Origin of the sequence: Desulfovibrio ferrophilus, from assembly GCF_003966735.1 — a bacterium.
GTDB lineage: Bacteria > Desulfobacterota > Desulfovibrionia > Desulfovibrionales > Desulfovibrionaceae > Desulfovibrio_Q > Desulfovibrio_Q ferrophilus.
The window spans coordinates 153,100-169,457 of sequence record NZ_AP017378.1 but is presented as its reverse complement, the minus strand read 5'-3'; the positions used below and the strand labels follow the sequence as shown (position 1 = coordinate 169,457).

17 protein-coding genes are annotated in these 16,358 nt (G+C 54.3%); 9 read left to right on the top strand and 8 right to left on the bottom strand.

Features of this window, described 5'->3' with window-relative positions; genetic code table 11:
- Positions 1–18: 18 nt before the first annotated feature.
- The gene (locus EL361_RS00820; RefSeq protein ID WP_126375692.1) at positions 19–2,814 is read right to left on the bottom strand and encodes a response regulator; all 2,796 of its coding nucleotides are present in this window, start codon (positions 2,812–2,814) and stop codon (positions 19–21) included.
- Positions 2,815–2,910: 96 nt separating this feature from the next.
- A complete protein-coding gene (locus tag EL361_RS00815; RefSeq protein ID WP_126375691.1) occupies positions 2,911–3,471 on the bottom strand; it encodes a hypothetical protein in 561 nt (186 codons plus the stop codon).
- A 126-nt stretch (positions 3,472–3,597) separates the two neighbouring features.
- On the opposite strand from EL361_RS00815, the gene EL361_RS00810 reads away from it, so the two are divergent.
- The 3 genes from EL361_RS00810 to EL361_RS00800 are packed head-to-tail and all read left to right on the top strand — an operon-like array spanning position 3,598 to position 5,679.
- The gene (locus EL361_RS00810) at positions 3,598–4,368 is read left to right on the top strand and encodes a YkgJ family cysteine cluster protein (protein WP_126375690.1); all 771 of its coding nucleotides are present in this window, start codon (positions 3,598–3,600) and stop codon (positions 4,366–4,368) included.
- The gene (gene rfaE2, locus EL361_RS00805) at positions 4,365–4,862 is read left to right on the top strand and encodes a D-glycero-beta-D-manno-heptose 1-phosphate adenylyltransferase (protein WP_126375689.1); all 498 of its coding nucleotides are present in this window, start codon (positions 4,365–4,367) and stop codon (positions 4,860–4,862) included. Before EL361_RS00810 ends, rfaE2 begins: the two co-directional genes overlap by 4 nt.
- Positions 4,863–4,881: 19 nt before the next feature.
- A complete protein-coding gene (locus EL361_RS00800) occupies positions 4,882–5,679 on the top strand; it encodes a substrate-binding periplasmic protein (protein ID WP_126375688.1) in 798 nt (265 codons plus the stop codon).
- A gap of 16 nt (positions 5,680–5,695) precedes the next feature.
- Here EL361_RS00800 and EL361_RS00795 read toward each other — a convergent pair whose 3' ends face one another.
- Complete coding sequence (locus tag EL361_RS00795) at positions 5,696–6,589, bottom strand: NAD(P)-dependent oxidoreductase (protein ID WP_126375687.1); 894 nt, start codon at positions 6,587–6,589, stop codon at positions 5,696–5,698.
- Positions 6,590–6,782: 193 nt separating this feature from the next.
- On the opposite strand from EL361_RS00795, the gene EL361_RS00790 reads away from it, so the two are divergent.
- The 3 genes from EL361_RS00790 to EL361_RS00780 all read left to right on the top strand — a co-directional run bounded on the left by EL361_RS00790 (position 6,783) and on the right by EL361_RS00780 (position 9,799).
- On the top strand, positions 6,783–8,222 hold the full coding sequence (locus EL361_RS00790) for a response regulator (protein ID WP_126375686.1): 1,440 nt from the start codon (positions 6,783–6,785) through the stop codon (positions 8,220–8,222).
- Positions 8,223–8,324: 102 nt separating this feature from the next.
- Positions 8,325–9,056 carry a tetratricopeptide repeat protein gene (locus tag EL361_RS00785; RefSeq protein ID WP_126375685.1) on the top strand — a complete coding sequence of 244 codons (732 nt, stop codon included), beginning with the start codon at positions 8,325–8,327 and terminating at the stop codon, positions 9,054–9,056.
- Positions 9,057–9,076: 20 nt separating this feature from the next.
- The gene (locus EL361_RS00780) at positions 9,077–9,799 is read left to right on the top strand and encodes a tetratricopeptide repeat protein (protein WP_126375684.1); all 723 of its coding nucleotides are present in this window, start codon (positions 9,077–9,079) and stop codon (positions 9,797–9,799) included.
- Positions 9,800–9,972: 173 nt separating this feature from the next.
- Here EL361_RS00780 and EL361_RS00775 read toward each other — a convergent pair whose 3' ends face one another.
- A complete protein-coding gene (locus EL361_RS00775) occupies positions 9,973–10,782 on the bottom strand; it encodes a hypothetical protein (RefSeq protein ID WP_126375683.1) in 810 nt (269 codons plus the stop codon).
- A gap of 75 nt (positions 10,783–10,857) precedes the next feature.
- Entirely contained in the window at positions 10,858–11,700 is an 843-nt protein-coding gene (locus EL361_RS00770; protein WP_126375682.1) for an MBL fold metallo-hydrolase, read from the bottom strand.
- A gap of 306 nt (positions 11,701–12,006) precedes the next feature.
- On the opposite strand from EL361_RS00770, the gene EL361_RS00765 reads away from it, so the two are divergent.
- The 3 genes from EL361_RS00765 to EL361_RS00755 are packed head-to-tail and all read left to right on the top strand — an operon-like array spanning position 12,007 to position 13,279.
- Positions 12,007–12,381 carry an Hpt domain-containing protein gene (locus EL361_RS00765; RefSeq protein WP_126375681.1) on the top strand — a complete coding sequence of 125 codons (375 nt, stop codon included), beginning with the start codon at positions 12,007–12,009 and terminating at the stop codon, positions 12,379–12,381.
- 17 nt (positions 12,382–12,398) lie between these two features.
- A complete protein-coding gene (locus tag EL361_RS00760) occupies positions 12,399–12,611 on the top strand; it encodes a ferredoxin (protein ID WP_126375680.1) in 213 nt (70 codons plus the stop codon).
- 41 nt (positions 12,612–12,652) lie between these two features.
- Entirely contained in the window at positions 12,653–13,279 is a 627-nt protein-coding gene (locus EL361_RS00755) for a LysE family translocator (RefSeq protein WP_172961570.1), read from the top strand.
- 143 nt (positions 13,280–13,422) lie between these two features.
- Here the strand turns inward: EL361_RS00755 and EL361_RS00750 are convergent, their stop codons facing one another.
- The 3 genes from EL361_RS00750 to EL361_RS00740 form a co-directional block, all read right to left on the bottom strand.
- Entirely contained in the window at positions 13,423–13,989 is a 567-nt protein-coding gene (locus EL361_RS00750; protein WP_126375678.1) for a type I restriction enzyme HsdR N-terminal domain-containing protein, read from the bottom strand.
- A gap of 344 nt (positions 13,990–14,333) precedes the next feature.
- The gene (locus EL361_RS00745) at positions 14,334–14,942 is read right to left on the bottom strand and encodes a hypothetical protein (protein ID WP_232034836.1); all 609 of its coding nucleotides are present in this window, start codon (positions 14,940–14,942) and stop codon (positions 14,334–14,336) included.
- Positions 14,943–15,183: 241 nt separating this feature from the next.
- Positions 15,184–16,302, bottom strand: a complete 1,119-nt coding sequence (locus EL361_RS00740) for a sulfite exporter TauE/SafE family protein (protein ID WP_126375677.1) — start codon at positions 16,300–16,302, stop codon at positions 15,184–15,186.
- Between the last annotated feature and the right edge of the window lie 56 nt (positions 16,303–16,358).

Below are 16,358 nucleotides of genomic sequence, written 5' to 3'. Positions count from 1 at the left end.
CCGGACGCCGATGGGCTGTCAATCGTCATGGGGTCCAACAGATAACGAGCCCAGGACGGCATCGATGTGCTCCGGCTTCACGGGTTTGGAGATATAATTGCTCATTCCCGCCCCGAGAAATCGCTCACGATCTCCCTTCATGGCGTGAGCGGTCATGGCAACAATGGGGATATCGCGGTTATCCTCACCCGCTTCGCCATCACGAATACGACGCGTGGCTTCCATACCATCCATGCCCGGCATTTGAATATCCATCAACACAACATCGAACCTGGATTCAGCAAGACATGCAATGGCCTTTTGACCGGTTTCCACAGCCTGAACCGTATGCCCACCATTCTCAAGAACGCGCTGTGCAAACAGGCGGTTGACCTTGTTGTCTTCGGCCAGCAACACCCGAAGCGACTTCGCAGAAGCAGCAGGCCCAGCCATGACCAAATCATCCTTGCCCTGGCCGACATGAACCACGGCCGTAAACTCAAAACTGGAACCATTATCGGGCACACTGCTGGCCTTAATACCCCCGCCCATCATCTCCGCCAGCCTGCGCGAAATAGCCAGTCCAAGCCCGGTTCCCTGATAACGCCGTGTCATGGAGCCATCGACCTGAGTAAAACTATCAAAGACCTTATCCAACTGGTCAGAGGGAATGCCGCAACCCGTATCCTTGACCAGGAAACGACAAGTCAGAGGGGCATCCGGCACCATTGCCCCATTTCCGAAAACGATGGAGCCCTGCTCCACCCGGACGGTAACGCGGCCCTGGTCCGTAAACTTCACGGCGTTGCCCACGAGGTTGACGAGCACCTGTCGTAAACGCCCGGAATCACCAACCAACTGATCGGGAAGTTCGGAATCGACAAACCACTCCAGCTGAATCCCCTTGCGGCGGACCTGTACGGAAAAAATCTGATCCACCGAAGCCACAAGCTCGCTCAGGCTGAATTCTTCCTGCATGAGTTCCAACTTGCCCGCTTCGATTTTTGAAATATCCAGAATATCGTTGAGAACCCTGAGCAGTGCCTGCCCGGAATCCCGAAGCATCTCAAGATTATCACGCTGCTCCCCATCCAAATCGGAAGCCAGGGTCAACTCCGCCATCCCTAGGATGCCATTCAAGGGGGTACGAATTTCGTGACTCATGTTCGCCAAAAATTCACTCTTGCTCTGCGAGGCCGTTTCCGCAGCCAATCGGGCCTCAAGCAAAGCCTCATCACTGGTCTTGCGCTCAATGGCCATGGCGACCTGATGTGAAATGGCAAGCATCAGATCCACATCATCGGAACTGAAGGCATCCTGATCATGATAGTCCTGAATACCCATAACCCCGATAACTCGGCCCTTGATTCGCAGTGGCACCCCCAGCCAAATCTCAGACAGAGACCCGAGAGGCTTGATCCCATACAGGCCATTGAGCTTTTGCTCCTTGGTGATGATCAGGGGCTGGCCTGTGCGCATGACATGCACGGCCAGACTCGGAGAATCCGTCGTGCTGACCTGTGGGATTTCAAAAATGCCTCCGTCCACCTCATCTTCAAAATAAGGAAACACCAGGCGGTCATTGTTTTCATCCATCAAGCCAATGAAAAAATTATTGGCTCCCAGAGCGTCTTTGATGATGCCATGAATGCTCTGGTACAAATGCCCCAAATCGCGGGTAACACCCACCAGGTTGGCGATACGATACATGAGATAGGTAATGCTTTCGGAGTGCTTACGCGCGGTGATATCGACGCAGGCCACCAGAACGCCCGTGACCTTGCCGTCACCATCAGCAACAGGGTGCACACTGCACAAGGCCGGAAAGCTTTCACCCACACGGCGAACCATGACTCGTTCCCGCCCTGGCAATCCATGCCCCAACCTGATGCTCTCCATGCCCTCAGCCAAGGTTCTGGCCTCCGAGCGGGTGAACAACATCGAGAGGTCACGGCCCAGCGATTCACTCCTGTGATAGCCGAACATTTTCACGGCTCCAGGACTAAGCTCCACAATCCGCCCCATGGCCCCTTCCATGTCAGCAAGCACGAATGCCACATCATCCGCAGCTTCAAAGACCGCTCTCAGGCGAGACTCACTGGATTTGAACAGGGACTGAGCCAAGGCTCTCTCGCTCATTTCAACATTCAGAAGCCGCTGACGCTGAATGCTTCCACGCATGGCAATGCCCACTGGAATCATGCCTAGGCCAAAGACCAGAAATGCCATTGCACCGGCAATGCGCGTAAAACGTTCTTGGGTCCGCTGTATCTGCCCCATCCAGAGTCCTGCGCCCAAATAGCTATCGAGTCCTGGTAAATTTTGAATGTAGGCCAGCTTTTCCTCGAAGGGCTCGCCATCCGACCGCCGGAATTGATACGTCAGGAAACCGCTGTCGCGCTCACGGGCCAGGCGAACGGATTCCCTCACCACATACAATCCCTTACCGTCCTGGTGGTCCCACAGGTTGGTCCCCACCAAGTCAAGCCGTAGCGGGTGAGCAATCACAGTCCCTGTGAAATCCACCATGAAAATATCGCCAAGATCTTCGAAGCCTTCAAAAATCATACTGGCCACAAGATTTCTGGCCTTCTCACGTGCGGCAGCCAGGGGAATTCTCCCTTTATTCAAATCCTCTCGGATCGGCGCTGTAATATTGGCAGCAAGACTCACGTTCTGACGCAGACGAAGATGCATCTCGGCTTGAAGGCCCTCGGCATGGCGCACAGCGACGGAACGGAACAGATAAAAGACACCAAATCCGGCCAGCAGAGCAACGACGAACAGAGCAATAAGCGTCTTGCGGGAGTTGGATTCATTGTTACTCAAAAACATCGTTCACCCACTACCATAGCCATGTTCAAATGAAAACGCGCATTCCTTATCTCAAGACCTGCAAACTGACGCTCCCACAGCTATGACCATGCCGTATCATTGGCTCATGGCCGTCGTGAATTCTGACACAGCCTGCCCCAACAATTCAGAAAGGGAAGAAGCAAACAGCGCCTCACTCTTTTCCCGTGATGCCGGGAATATTTGCTGTTCCCAATGCCCGGCATATGATTTCTTGAGCACGACTCGATCCCCCTCCAGCAGCGTCAGCCGCACATCCAGGTCCAAGACATGATCCATACCGTCCGTCACCAGCCGGGCAGCATGGACTTCTCCACCGATAATGAACCGGGGCTTTCCCTCTTTCAACGACTCAACCAGACATCCACGAACAGAAAATTCGTCCATCAGAGCTTGCTGCACCCACTGGTCCACCTCGCGCCCCTCGGGACGAAATGCCACACTCTGATTATGACCGAGCATCTTGTCCTGGCGGGCATCAAGGATGGAGGTCACGCCCACGCTTCCGATACAGCCCCCTGGTTGACCGACCGGGGCATAAGTCAAGGTGATACGATTATCCTTGGGACCGCATCCAGCCAGGGACATCAAGATTGCAAGGCACATGGCAACGGCCATTATTCTGCACATAGTTCTCATACCAACCTCTCTGATATCATTGGAGTTTACGTATCAATAAGCCATACGGGAACAAGGGACAAGGCCACTTGACTTTCAGCACTTGGCGTGGGACTTCCGCAGCAACACGATTAGACGGAGTAACGCATGAATAATACAGATAGTACACAGCAGTTTCTTGACAGCCTGCCCGAAATCGAGCCCGGCAAATCCTTTTCATTCGGTTGCCACCCCAAGGTTCCCTGCTTCAATGCCTGCTGCAGTGCGCTGCATCTGATGCTCACTCCCTATGACGTATTACGCCTGAGACGTTTCCTTGAGCAGACGAGTAATGATTTCATCAAGAATCACGCAGAGGTCCAGCTTGCACCGGACACGGGGCTGCCCCTGTTCAGACTGCGGATGTGCGATGATTCGCGCAAGAGCTGCCCCTTTGTGCGCAAGTCCGGGTGCAGCATCTATCAAGACAGGCCCGGCGCCTGCCGCACCTATCCGTTAGGCCGCGCCACCCGCACCGACGAACAGGGCAACGTCTGTGAGCGGTTCTTCCTGGTCCGTGAAGCCCACTGCCGTGGATTTGAAGAAACCACCGATTGGACACCCTCGGAATGGTTGAAGGATCAAGGCCTGGAACCATACAACACCAGTAATGATCGTTTCATGTTGCTGCTGGCACGTATCAAGGAAGCCGGTCAGCCAGTGGACCCCAGACATGCCAACATGGCGGCTCTGGCACTCTACCAGTTGGACAACTTCGGACAGTTTATCAATGACACGAAGCTGTTGGACAGGCTGGATATGGATGAAGCCCGCAAGGAAGCCATCGCCCAGAACGAAGAAGCCCGTCTCGAATTTGCCATCGATTGGTTGGAACTGATCATGTTTGGTGAAAGCAAGACACTGAGGCCCAAGCCATGAACGCACCACGGCCCCACAGTGACAAGATCGTCGAGCGATCCAGACTGGCCGTCCTTTTCGCAACACTTCGCGAAGCCAAACGCATTGTGTTCACCAACGGCTGCTTTGACATCCTGCACCCCGGTCATGTGGATCTGCTGGCCCGCTGCCGTGCTCTTGGCGATGCGCTTGTGGTTGGCGTCAACGACGACGCGTCCGTGCGTAGGTTGAACAAGATCCCCCCTCGCCCGCTGAACCCGCTGGACCACCGCATGGCGGTCCTGGCCGGGCTCGAGAGTGTGAGCTTTGTGACCTCCTTTTCCGAAGACACCCCCCTGGAGCTCATCACCGAACTCAAGCCCCACGTACTGGTCAAAGGCGGCGACTGGAGCTTGGAAAACATTGTCGGACGCGAAGTGGTGCAGGCCCACGGGGGCGAGGTACATTCCCTACCGCTCCTGCCCGGATACTCCACCACGGTGCTCATCGAAAAGATTCTCAAGCTGGGCAAATAGAGCCCTGGCTTTGATTCAAATGCCTCATTCAACATCGGCTGCCACAAGACTTCTTTTCGTCTTGTTCATCCTGCTTGCCGCTTTGGTTCAGCCCGCACCCGCAGTCGCAGCCGAAAACATTGTCATGCTCTTTTCCGGAGGCTATCCTCCATATTATGACTTCCCATCAGCTGACGACACAAATTCCAACAAGCCGGGTTTCTTCACGGAATTCCTCGCGGCCTTCAAGCGGGCACACCCCGAATTCTCCATCATCAAAACTCGTCTACCCCGTAAACGCATCGACCATTGGATGCGCGAAGGTAGAGCGCAGGCCTTCAGCCTGAACAGTGAACTGTTCATCAAGGAAGAAGACCGCCACCTGTTTGAATTTTCGATTCCTCTGTGCCGCTCCTGCGATCATCTTGCCACCAGAGCCGATGCCCAGTTCCATTACTCGGGGCCGGACTCCCTCAAGGGACATCTTCTGGGAATCGTTCATGGCAATGGATACGGACCACTGGACCCGCTGATCGAATCAGGGCAAATCGCCACAGCCGCACCCCAAGGAGAACAACGGCTGGTCAAGATGCTCATGCTGGGACACGTGAATCTTGCCATCCTGAATCGGGAGACAGGGCGAACAGCCATGGAGAGGCAGGGAGTCGCACCGGGAGACATTAAATTTCTGGATCCGCCAATCTACTGCTTTGATCTCGCTGTGCAGGTCCGCAAGGAGCATCAAGCCTTTCTGCAAAGCCTGAATGCCTTTATCAAAACATCACAAACCAATGGTTTCATGGAGTATCTTCGAGCAAAATGGCTCAGGATTCAATAGCCCTGAGCCGACAGCCTCAGCAACCTGATTTGCTTCCGGAAAGCTCCAGTAGAACCTTGGCCACGGCGGAAAAATCCATCTCTCCCATATCCTTGGCCTTGGCCGCAGTGTACAATTGCTGCATCGCCGCCGCCCCCGGAATCGCAGCCCCGGTTTCATAGGCCGTATCCACAGCATACTTCAAATCCTTGGCCATGTGCTTGAGTGGAAATTGGGCGGGATAATAATCCTCGCGCAACATTTTCTCCTTGAGCGTAAACAGCCCACAGGCCAACGTACTGGCATGCAAGACTTCGAACAGCACATCGTCTGAAAGACCACCTGCCCGCCCAAAGCTGAGCATTTCGCCCAACGCCTCCATCATGGTGCCCAGGAGCATGTTGATGCCCATCTTCGCCATGGAGCCCTGACCGACGTCTCCGCAATGGATGACCTGCTTGCCCATGGACAGGAACAGAGGCGTCAACTCTTCGACCGTCTCCTTGGGGCCACCTGCCAGGATCACCAACGAGCCTTCCTCGGCGGGCTTCTTGGAGCCGGAAACCGGGGCATCCAGATAGGTGACACCCAGCGGAGCAAGCCCCGACGCTATCTCACGGGCATAGGCCGGGGACACAGTACTCATGTTGACAAACACCTTGCCCGCTTCAAGCCCCCGGGCACAGCCATTCTCACCGGTCAACAGAGCATACACCGCTTCCGGGCCAGTAAGCATGCTGATCACGACATCACTGGCCTGCGCCAGATCCTTGGGTGTCGAGGCCACATTGGCTCCCAACTCAGCAAGGATGACGGTCTTGTCTCGAGATCGGTTGTAGACCGTAAGGGGCCAGCCTCCCTGCAACACGTTCTCGGCCATGGCCCGTCCCATGATCCCAAGCCCCATGAAACCGATGCGCTTCCTGTCCATTGCAATCCTCACTCCGATTCATAATGTTCTGCCTGACGCACCATACCTCTGCTCGCCTCATTTTTCCAGCCTGGCGCATCCGAGGATAGCCCCACGCCACAAGCCTTTCAGCCAACAGTGGAAAGCGGTTGCATTTTCCCCTCTCATGATGTTGTTATGGTGAACAGGTAAAAAAATTGTTTTGGAGCCAACTTTGGACCAATACGAAAAAACACATACTTTACGAGCTCTTGTTGTAGATGATGATCCCGTCATCTGCGAAGGACTCGCCATGGCCCTTGAAGACGAAGGCTTCGAGGTGTTCATGCATATGCGCGGTACCAATGCCCTTGAGGCATTTGCCAGCATCGCCCCGGACATTGCATTCATCGATGTCGTTATGCCAGAGATGAGCGGTCTTGAGCTGCTTGAACGATTCAAGGCCCTGAAACCCTCCCTGGAAACAGTCATCATCAGCGGCTCACCGTCTTCTGAAAACATCATCCGTGCCATGCAGCTCGGAGCCTATGACTTCCTGATCAAACCCTTCCAGCATAGCGACCTCAAGCTCTGCCTTTCACGATTTCACGACCGCATTGAGCTGCAAAGGCGCATGAGCCTGATTCAGAATCGTCATGAGATGCTCATCGAGAACATCCCTCTGTTCATTTTCCGCCTGCGGGATGATTTTTCCCTGGATTTCGCCAATCGTACCTGCACATCCATGCTCGGCTTCACCCCTCAGGAGGCCCAAAACCAGCACAACTGGTTCCTTTCCCGGGTCCGGATGCGGGATCGGGCCAGGGTCAAAAACGTACTGACGAGCGCCTTTGGCAGCCCATACCCACTCACGGTGCAATGCCGAATGGTGCATCGCAGGGGATTTGATGTTCACGGTATCCTGAAGACACTGCCCTCCGCTTCCATTGAAGGGCAACGCATGCTTGATGGTATCTTTGTGGACATCTCCCAACGAGTCTACGAGGAACAATCCCGCGTCCAGCAGGAGAAGCTGAAAACCATTGGTGCCATCTCCGAGGAAGTGGCCCACGAAATCCGCAATCCTCTGATGTCCATCGGTGGCTTCGCAAGACGACTCTCAGCCAAGGCACCCGACTTCCCGGAAACGGAAATCATTCTTCGCGAATCCAAACGACTGGAAAATCTCCTTGAGCGCATCAAGGGCTACCTCGCTGCCCCCATGCCCACGGACCGGCGATGCGTCTCGCTGGAGACTGTCCTCGCGGGACAAGTGGAAACCATGCTTGTCGATCTGAATAATGAAGGAATCATCCTCGATGCGGCCTGCGAACCCGGCCTGCCCAATGCCATGGCCGACCCCTCTCTGCTTGCCCGGGCATACGGCATCCTGCTGGGAGACGCTTCACGGGTTCTGGACCGCGGAGGAATACTCCGTGTCAGGGCCTTTGAATCCGGTGAGACCGTAGATACCTCATTCGATTACGAATTATCCAAGCTCAAGGATATCGACCCCGAACGCATCTATCTGCCTTACGAAGCCGGAGGCTATGGTCTCCCCAACTGTTATCAGCTGGTGGAACAGATGGGGGGAGTCCTCAGTATGACCCGTGAAAATGGCCGAGTGGTTTTCACATTGTCTCTTCCCAAGGCAGAAGCTGAAACCCATACGTAAGGGGTATTGTCTTCAAGCCTGGAATCCATCACCCTTTTCAGTTATCGTTGATCCAATCACTACAACGTCGAAACGATTCCTCGGGGAGGGAACGACAACGATATGTCAATTTATCCACAAATTCTTGGGGTCTACTCCCAGGCAAAGGAAGCCGAGCTTGGTACCGGGAGCACGCAGGGGCAATACGATCAGGTCACCTACTGGTATGTTCGTCGGTTGAATGACAGCGACTACGAAGTTCAACCCCTGAATGCCTACCATGTTCCCTCGGGAATATGCACGACCCTGGCTCAAAACGACTTCGCAACGCAGTACTCGCCGGAACCAACCTACTACGAGGTGCACACTCAACCGGCCCTTAAATCCCTGGAAGCAAAAATAGCCAAAGGTGAAGAAGAATTCGCCAAAGGCAATCTGGACGAAGCTGAGCGATCCTTTTTGAAAGCACTGATGATCGACGACCTGAACGTACCTGCAAACCTGGGCGTGGGCGCGGTCTATACGGAAAAGAAGGAATTCGACAAACTCAAGAAGACCCTGAAAATACTGCTGAATCAGGACGCAACCTTTGCCATCGAACAGCGCCAAAGATTTAATACTCTGGGCATGAGCCTGCGCAAACAGGGCCTGCACGAAGAAGCTCTGGCCTACTATCTCAAGGCGCTGGAGAATTCTCAGGAAGACGAGAACCTGCATTTCAACGTGGCGCGGGTCTACTTCGAGAAAGGCGATCAGATCAACACCATTGAACATCTGGGAAAATGTCTGGCCATCAATCCCGACCTTGAGGTAGCCCAGAAATTCATGCGCTACTGCGAAAAGAACTTCAAATAACCACCAGCAAAGGCAAGCGAATGTATCCGCAAACTCTCGGCGTCTACTCCAAAAAGGGAGACAAGGAGGTCGGCTCTGGTGGCACAACCTCCAGTTATCAGCAGGAAACTTTCTGGTTCGCGCGCCGCATAAGTGACGAGAAGTACGAGGTTCGCCCCTTGAGCTCCAACCACGTCCCTACAGGCATGAAGACCCTACTCGGGAAAGGGGAATTCATTGCCCAATTCACCCCCGAAGCGCGATACTACGAAACCCGAACTCTGCCTGTGCTCAAGTCACTCCAGAAAAAGATCGAACTCGGGGAACAATTCTTCAAAAAAGGGCTGCTCTCCAAGGCAGAAAAGGAATTCCTGAAGGCAACGATGATCGACGAGGAAAGCGCACCGGCCAACCTCGGATTGGGAAGCGTCTATGCCGAGCAGGGAGAATTCAAGAAGGTCAAAAAGGTCATTGGTATTCTTCTCAACAGTGACATGGCCTTCCAGGAAGAACAACGCCAGGAGTTCAATGTCTTCGGCATCACCCTACGCAAACAAGGGCTCCATGAAGACGCCATCCGTTTCTACTCCAAAGCCTTGGAATATAACGACAGCGACGAACACCTCAACTTCAATCTTGCCCGCGCCTATTATGAGCACGGCGACCATCTCGAATGCCTGCAAAACATCGAGACTGCCTTGAAAATCAACCCGAATTTCGTGGAAGCCAAAAAATTCCTGGATTTCCTGCGCAAGACATCCTGACACGCCCCAGGAAGGTAAACCGCCTCGAAGCTGCAATTATTTCCTGTAAACACTGGTGTGAATCCTGCATTCAAAGGAGAGTTAAGCTGAACGCATAAGCGACAGCTTTCCTCCTTACGGCGTCCGGGTGCCCACCCTGGACGCCTTTTTCATGGCAAGTCGAACAAGGTTGTCTACTGGGTGAAGACTTCACCAGCCATGCCTGCACAATGGCAGTCACTCCGATAATCGTTGCGATAGGCCAGCCTCTTGCGGGTACAGGCCACCAGACCATCCTTGTAGACAACCCAAATCTCGCCATAGTTATGGCATTCATAGGTCGATGTCATCTTGTCGTTCAATTTCTTGACGCGCGGAGGCCCCAGCAATTGCTGTACATCGGCCTTGGTCATTCCAGGCTCGACCACTCGTCTTGCGGCTTGTCCAAGTCGCTGAACTTCGGCCCGCAGCCGGGCCTTTTCCCGCTCCAGTTCCTCAAGGCTTGGCAGTGTCCGGCCCCTGGCTGTCGCCAACGAGGAATCCGAGTCCACTCCAGCTCGTTCTTCCAACTGTTTTATGCGATCAGCCAGATTTCCCAATCGCTTCTTCCGAGTCGGGTCAGCCGAAAACTCAACCAGGCGCCTGCCCAAGGTCTCCGTATCCACATCCACACGTACCTTACACTTCACCGCAAAAGTCCCACCATTCACAACAAATTCTTCAGACACCAAGTGTGCTTCGACAAAAGCCGAAGCAAAGGTACTGACCTCATCCCTGGATAGCATGAGCTCCGTCACTTCGGTGGCAGACTCCACATAAGTCCCTGCCTGCTCCACCGCCTGCCGCTTGGCTTCCAGAAAACATAGACGGCGGGCCTGGGCCCTGGTGTCGTTCTCTCCCATCACATAGGTATACTCGGATTCTATGGCCTTGCTCCCGGCCCAAACGGTACAGGGACAAGTCAACGCAAGAATCGCCGCAAGGACGATCAATCGCTGGAGCATGGTGGCCTCCGCAATTTGAAATTGGTATAAATCCCGACGGGGGAATAGAAGCAAAAACCGCTCCAAGGCGTAGGACTAGAGTGTGATCTCCTGATCCTGAGCCATGGCAAAGATTTCCATATCAACGCCACGCTGGGCAGCGATACGACGACAATCCTCAACCATGGCATCCACCTGTTCATCCGTGCGATCCTGATTGAGATGGAACAGACCGAAAGCCCTGACCTTGGCCTCGATGGCCAATTCCAAGGCTCGGGTATACGTGGTATGTCCCCATCCCCGGGTCAGCTTCTCATACTCGGTAGGCAGGTATTCTGCGTCATGCACCAACAGGTCGGCCCCCTTGGAGAAGGCAAGATAGTCCTCGTAGGTCGTACCACCCGGGTGCTCGAAATCCAATTCATTGTCCGTCAGAAAGACAAAGGACTTGCCCTTTTCCTCGAACTTGAACCCCTGCCCCTTATTGGGGTGGGAAAGTGGAATCGAATTGATGCTCATTCCACCGACCATGATCTCGAGATCGCAAGCCAGTGAATGGTTGCGTGTGGACAGTAGTTCCCCATACTGAACGGGAAAATACGGGGCATTCATGACCTGTTGCAGGACCTTGAACAGGTCGCCCATTTCAAATGGACAGCCATGAATCTGCAAGGTGGTCTGAGGCATGTAGACAGGCTTGAAAAATGGAAGTCCCAAAACATGGTCCCAATGCGCGTGGGTAAAGAGCATTGTCAAATCAAAACGCCCTTCTTTCAGCAACAGATTACCCAAACGCCTGATACCGGAGCCCGCATCAACAACGACGATATCATCATCGTCGTTTCGGATTTCGATACACGTAGTGTCGCCGCCGAACCTGTTGTATTCAGGCCCAGAGACCGGGATTGACCCCCTGGACCCCCAACAACGAATGAACATCCGCGTCCCCTTGCGTTGATTCGCGGATCAACTCCTTCCGCGCACCAGTAATTCACTCCACTTATGACAACTTTATAATACAATTTTCAAGCACAATCAACGATGCCCGAAAAACTTCCATTTTCTCATACCATTATGTGAAGAACCACTGCTCCATCCCCCTCCTGCGACAGTAATGATTTTCCGATTCTCGCCCCAGGGGGCAAGGCAGGCTTGGCATAACAATTTCGGTATAGTAGTATTCAAAGCAAGAAGTAATATTCTGTAATGACAGCGCTCTTTCCTTTCAACAAGCAAGGTTGATCAATGCAATCAAATGAGCAGGCCACGTTGAACATCGAATCAACCCTCGAACGGTTGAAGGGTGACAAGGAATTCCTGCACATGCTGTATCAGGTCTTTCTGGAGGACCTGCCCGCCAAAATTGACACCCTCGACAAGGCGATACAAGCTGAGGATCTGACTACCGTGCATCGTGCCGCTCATTCCCTCAAAGGTGCCTGTGCAACCATAGGCGCGGACATGTTACATGCAGCGGCACACACCATGGAGACCACCCCCAAAGCGAACGGGTGTGCGCATCTTGTTCCAGCCCTTGACCATCTCAAAAAACTCGCTGACGACCTCTCCGTAGCCATGCAACAGGAAATTAAAAAGAACTCCTTGTCAAAACAGCCATAAATCCTACTTTTTATTCTATGACAGCACACAACAATGAGACGCAGCTGGAATATTGCGTCAACACCACGGAATGTAGCGGTTGCCTGGCTTGTGTGGAAATGTGTCCTGACCTGTTCGGGTGGGATGACATCAACGAGCAAGTGATCATCAAGAAGGAATGCGCAGATGCTGACGAAGTGGCACAAGCCATGGCGTATTGTCCCAACGACTGTATTGAAAGCCCGGACTGAGCCGCCTTGACGTCCGCTCCACGCTGATGCAACATCTTGTTATGCATGAATTTCCAGCAGGCCTGCTCTTGGCCATCCTAGGGACCTGGCTCGCAGCCGTCGTGCTGCCCGGCCCTAACTTCATCGCCACGGCACATGCCGCGATCTCCGGATCGCGCAGCCGGGGACTCATCACGGCTGCGGGCGTGGCCTGTGGCACGGCTCTATGGGTCACGGTTAGCCTCGCGGGGCTCGGCGTAGTCCTGCAGACCACGGCCTGGCTGCACCAAACTGTTAAATGGGCCGGGGCCTGCTACCTCATATGGGTGGGCGTGCAGTCCATCCGCAACTCCGGTCGGGGTCAGGTTACCACGTCCAAAAGCGAGGCCGTCCCCACCAAGAGCCACCCTTTCAGGCGTGGCCTAACCGTAGTTCTCTCCAATCCAAAGACTGCTGCATTCTTCACCAGCCTCTTTGCCGTCGCCGTCCCCGTGGACGCATCCACCACCTTTAATGTGGCCCTGGGCACGGGCATCGTTACCATCTCCTGGTGCTGGTACTCCTTTGTGGCCTGCGCCGTGAGTCTTCCCAAGATCAGCGCTCTCCTGGCCCACGCCCAGCGCATGATGCGTCTGGCCACTGGCGGCCTTTTGATCTTCTTCGGCTTAAAGCTGGCTATAGAAGACTAACCTCTCTTCCCCTTCCCGGCTTCCGACCAGGCCCACAAGCCACGCAGCATCCCATTCCTCTCATGAGGCGGTAACCAAAAACGCGCCACCCCATGGAGGGCGACGCGTCTAGGGGCACAAAGCCAAAAGATGATGGTGAATAATCAGACCTTGGAAGGCTTTGGGGGGCAAGTAAAACAGCAACTGCCGTAGATGAATTCACTATAGGTGAACAGGATGCGGCGCTCGCGCTCAAGTCGACTCTCATCGAGTACCGGGGCAGGATGTTCCGCTGCCAGTTGAAGCAGATAGTCCCATCGCGGTATGGCCTCCTCAATTCCACTGCCCACAAGGGATCCTCTCGAGGTCTCATGCAGGATGGCTTCCGTAGTATCCGTGGCCATGGCCAGCGGGGCAGGCCCGCCTTCGATCAAGCGTGCTGCGGCAACGATTTCACGGTCAAAGGTCCCTGGCTGTCCAGCGGTAAAAAACAACAGCAACAAGGGGCGTCCATCCTCATCGTAGGCAACGAGATCAACAACCCGACAATAGTCCTTGCCATCGACAGGAAAGGTCACCCCGACTTTAGGGCGCAACCGATCGCGAGGATAACCCCGATCTTCCACCAAAAGCTTGGATAACGCCTGGCGACAATCCTCGTAGGTCGTCTCCTCGATCTCTTCTCCGGTCAAATAATCGCAGATGGTCTGCTTCAGGCTGGTCTCATGCATGATTTCTCCCGTCATTCCTTCTAGTCACCTTTCTCAAGGATAACCATCATTCAAGGCAAAAGGAAGACGGCCGACCAGCAAAGATCCGACCCGATGTTCCTCGGCTGAAAATTGTCCAAAAAACATCGGAGGACTGCGGCATTTGCCGCCTTCCGACATGAGAATCAGGAAGGAGGATTGCACTCCCGTCTCATTCATTCGGCGGGACAATCCTGAATGGTCAGGACAACTAGACCGCAGGCCGCTCAAATATGCGGGCATGTGCGAAACAAAAGACTTCCGAGATCGACACCTATCAAATCAGAGGCGGGATTTCGGAAGTCTTGAAATGACAAAGCAGACGATTACTTTTCAGTGGCCTGTGCCTTGTCGTCCTGAACAAGGTCTCCCCAAGTCATCAGTTCTTCACCACTGAATTCATTGGCTTTCACGGCGCGTTTGATCTGGGCGAAAACGGGAAGATACGGCTTGGCCTTGGCAAAGGCAAAACGAACGACAACGTATAGTGGGATAAATACGAAGTTCACTCCCACTGGGTCTGCTGCAAAAGGCAGGCTGAAAAACTCGATATTCCCAAAGCGAAACTGCATCCAGCTCAGGGCAAAAGCCACTGGCCAGACGCTGGAGGCAAACAGGGCCAACCCTGAAAAGAAACTTCGGCCAAAGGCCTCGTTCGCAAGGCTGTTACAGGCGGTGTAGCTCTTCTTGTCCTTTCGGGCCAGGGCACGGATCGAGGCGTTGTTATTGGAAGTCATCTCATGCGTAATCTCCGCAAAGTGCTTCCTGTTCATGAAGTAGACACCGGCCATGCACAATTCGCCAATGATCGTCAGGATCAGCGCCAGCAGTACAAGCCCAGCAAAAAATGACACCAGCGGCGGCAGAGGCAACCTGAACAGCCAGATCAACACAACGTCTAGGGCTTGGTCTATCTCGATGAAATTTATATTCACGGTCCTTCCATTGGGCTCCGGCTGGCAGTTTGCCACCCGTTTTTAACCATACGTTCGACATGAGGCAGGCACAAGGCCCATTTGCGGGAGGGGGAACGCCGCGGGGGCAATGAGAGGGGGGGATAGACTATGGTCGGCGATGGTGTCGCCTGGCCAGGGACGCACCCCCTCCCGCAAACAGGACATGGAAAAGGCCGACCGGCGTAAGCCGGCCGGCCTGAATCACATATTCGTATCCGACCTAGAAGGGCGGTACGAGGCTGTAGCCCAAGAAGCCCTTGGACATGTAGCGAACACCCACATAGAAGGCCAAGATGACAAAGATAATCTTCAGGACCCTGTCAGGGATGTACTTGGAGGTTCTGGGACCAACCATGGAACCGATAACGATACCCACCAACTCGGCACCGATGAGGCTCCACTGCACCGGGGTGCCCTTGAGCATCATGTAGGAAGCGATGGAGTTGATCATGCCGACCAGGACGGCCATGGCGGAGGTTCCGGCCACGAGGTACATGGGCAGACCGGCCACGGAGGTCAGGAACGGCACCAGCAGGAAGCCACCACCAACACCCAGGAAGGACGCCAGAGCAGCGATGAAGAAACCACCGATCACAGGGATCACGGGATTGAAGGAGAACTCGACACCAAAGAAAGTGAACACGCACTTGGTGGGGGTAAAGGTCTTGATCTTCACACCCTGAGCAGCCATGTCCACATCACCAGCCTTCACGCTGGCCTGGAAAGCCTGCGCGGCAGCCTTGGCTTCCTTTTTCTTCTCCTGAGCAGCAGGAGTCATCTCGTAGAGCAGATAACAACCCAGGAACATCACAAACATACCGAAATAGCCCAGGTAGGCCTTCAGGCTGATCTTACCTGCTGTGAGCCAGGGCACCAGCCAGGAACCGGATACGGCACCAATGGCCAGGGCGATGCCCAGGGGAGCCACCAGACGACCGGCTTTGTAGTAGTTGAAGGACGACAGAGCCGCGGAGCAACCAACCAGCCACTGGTTGGACACGCGGATGGAGTCGGTCACGACCTTATTGATCTTCAGGCCTTTGCCGAAGCCCTTAGCGTAGTCACCCAGGCCATAGATGGTGATGTGACCAACACCGGCCATGATGCCACCAAAGGCGCCTACGGTGGAGAAAATCCAACCAACCCAGATCGCCCAGATGAGACCCAGAACAACGTTCAGTTGCGGAGCACCGGGAATACCCAGGTAACCAGGCTCAGCACCGGCAGTCAGTTTTCCAGCCTCGGTGGCCTCTGTAATCGCCGTGGTCAGCCTATCAGCAAAGGCTGCCTCGTTCGTTACCAGCACCAGGCCTACGGCCAGGAGCGCAAGCCAAAGCATACGATTTTTCCTCAACACGGAACCACCCTCCTATAGGTTAAATGTCAGATTTTTTA

Bases quoted from the DNA above. Each gene is read 5' to 3' on its own strand.
- EL361_RS00820 (WP_126375692.1), bottom strand. From the start codon at position 2,814: ATGTTTTTGAGTAACAATGAATCCAACTCCCGCAAGACGCTTATTGCT.
- EL361_RS00815 (WP_126375691.1), bottom strand. From the start codon at position 3,471: ATGAGAACTATGTGCAGAATAATGGCCGTTGCCATGTGCCTTGCAATC.
- EL361_RS00810 (WP_126375690.1), top strand. From the start codon at position 3,598: ATGAATAATACAGATAGTACACAGCAGTTTCTTGACAGCCTGCCCGAA.
- rfaE2 (WP_126375689.1), top strand. From the start codon at position 4,365: ATGAACGCACCACGGCCCCACAGTGACAAGATCGTCGAGCGATCCAGA.
- EL361_RS00800 (WP_126375688.1), top strand. From the start codon at position 4,882: ATGCCTCATTCAACATCGGCTGCCACAAGACTTCTTTTCGTCTTGTTC.
- EL361_RS00795 (WP_126375687.1), bottom strand. From the start codon at position 6,589: ATGGACAGGAAGCGCATCGGTTTCATGGGGCTTGGGATCATGGGACGG.
- EL361_RS00785 (WP_126375685.1), top strand. From the start codon at position 8,325: ATGTCAATTTATCCACAAATTCTTGGGGTCTACTCCCAGGCAAAGGAA.
- EL361_RS00780 (WP_126375684.1), top strand. From the start codon at position 9,077: ATGTATCCGCAAACTCTCGGCGTCTACTCCAAAAAGGGAGACAAGGAG.
- EL361_RS00775 (WP_126375683.1), bottom strand. From the start codon at position 10,782: ATGCTCCAGCGATTGATCGTCCTTGCGGCGATTCTTGCGTTGACTTGT.
- EL361_RS00770 (WP_126375682.1), bottom strand. From the start codon at position 11,700: ATGTTCATTCGTTGTTGGGGGTCCAGGGGGTCAATCCCGGTCTCTGGG.
- EL361_RS00765 (WP_126375681.1), top strand. From the start codon at position 12,007: ATGCAATCAAATGAGCAGGCCACGTTGAACATCGAATCAACCCTCGAA.
- EL361_RS00760 (WP_126375680.1), top strand. From the start codon at position 12,399: ATGACAGCACACAACAATGAGACGCAGCTGGAATATTGCGTCAACACC.
- EL361_RS00755 (WP_172961570.1), top strand. From the start codon at position 12,653: ATGCATGAATTTCCAGCAGGCCTGCTCTTGGCCATCCTAGGGACCTGG.
- EL361_RS00750 (WP_126375678.1), bottom strand. From the start codon at position 13,989: ATGCATGAGACCAGCCTGAAGCAGACCATCTGCGATTATTTGACCGGA.
- EL361_RS00740 (WP_126375677.1), bottom strand. From the start codon at position 16,302: ATGCTTTGGCTTGCGCTCCTGGCCGTAGGCCTGGTGCTGGTAACGAAC.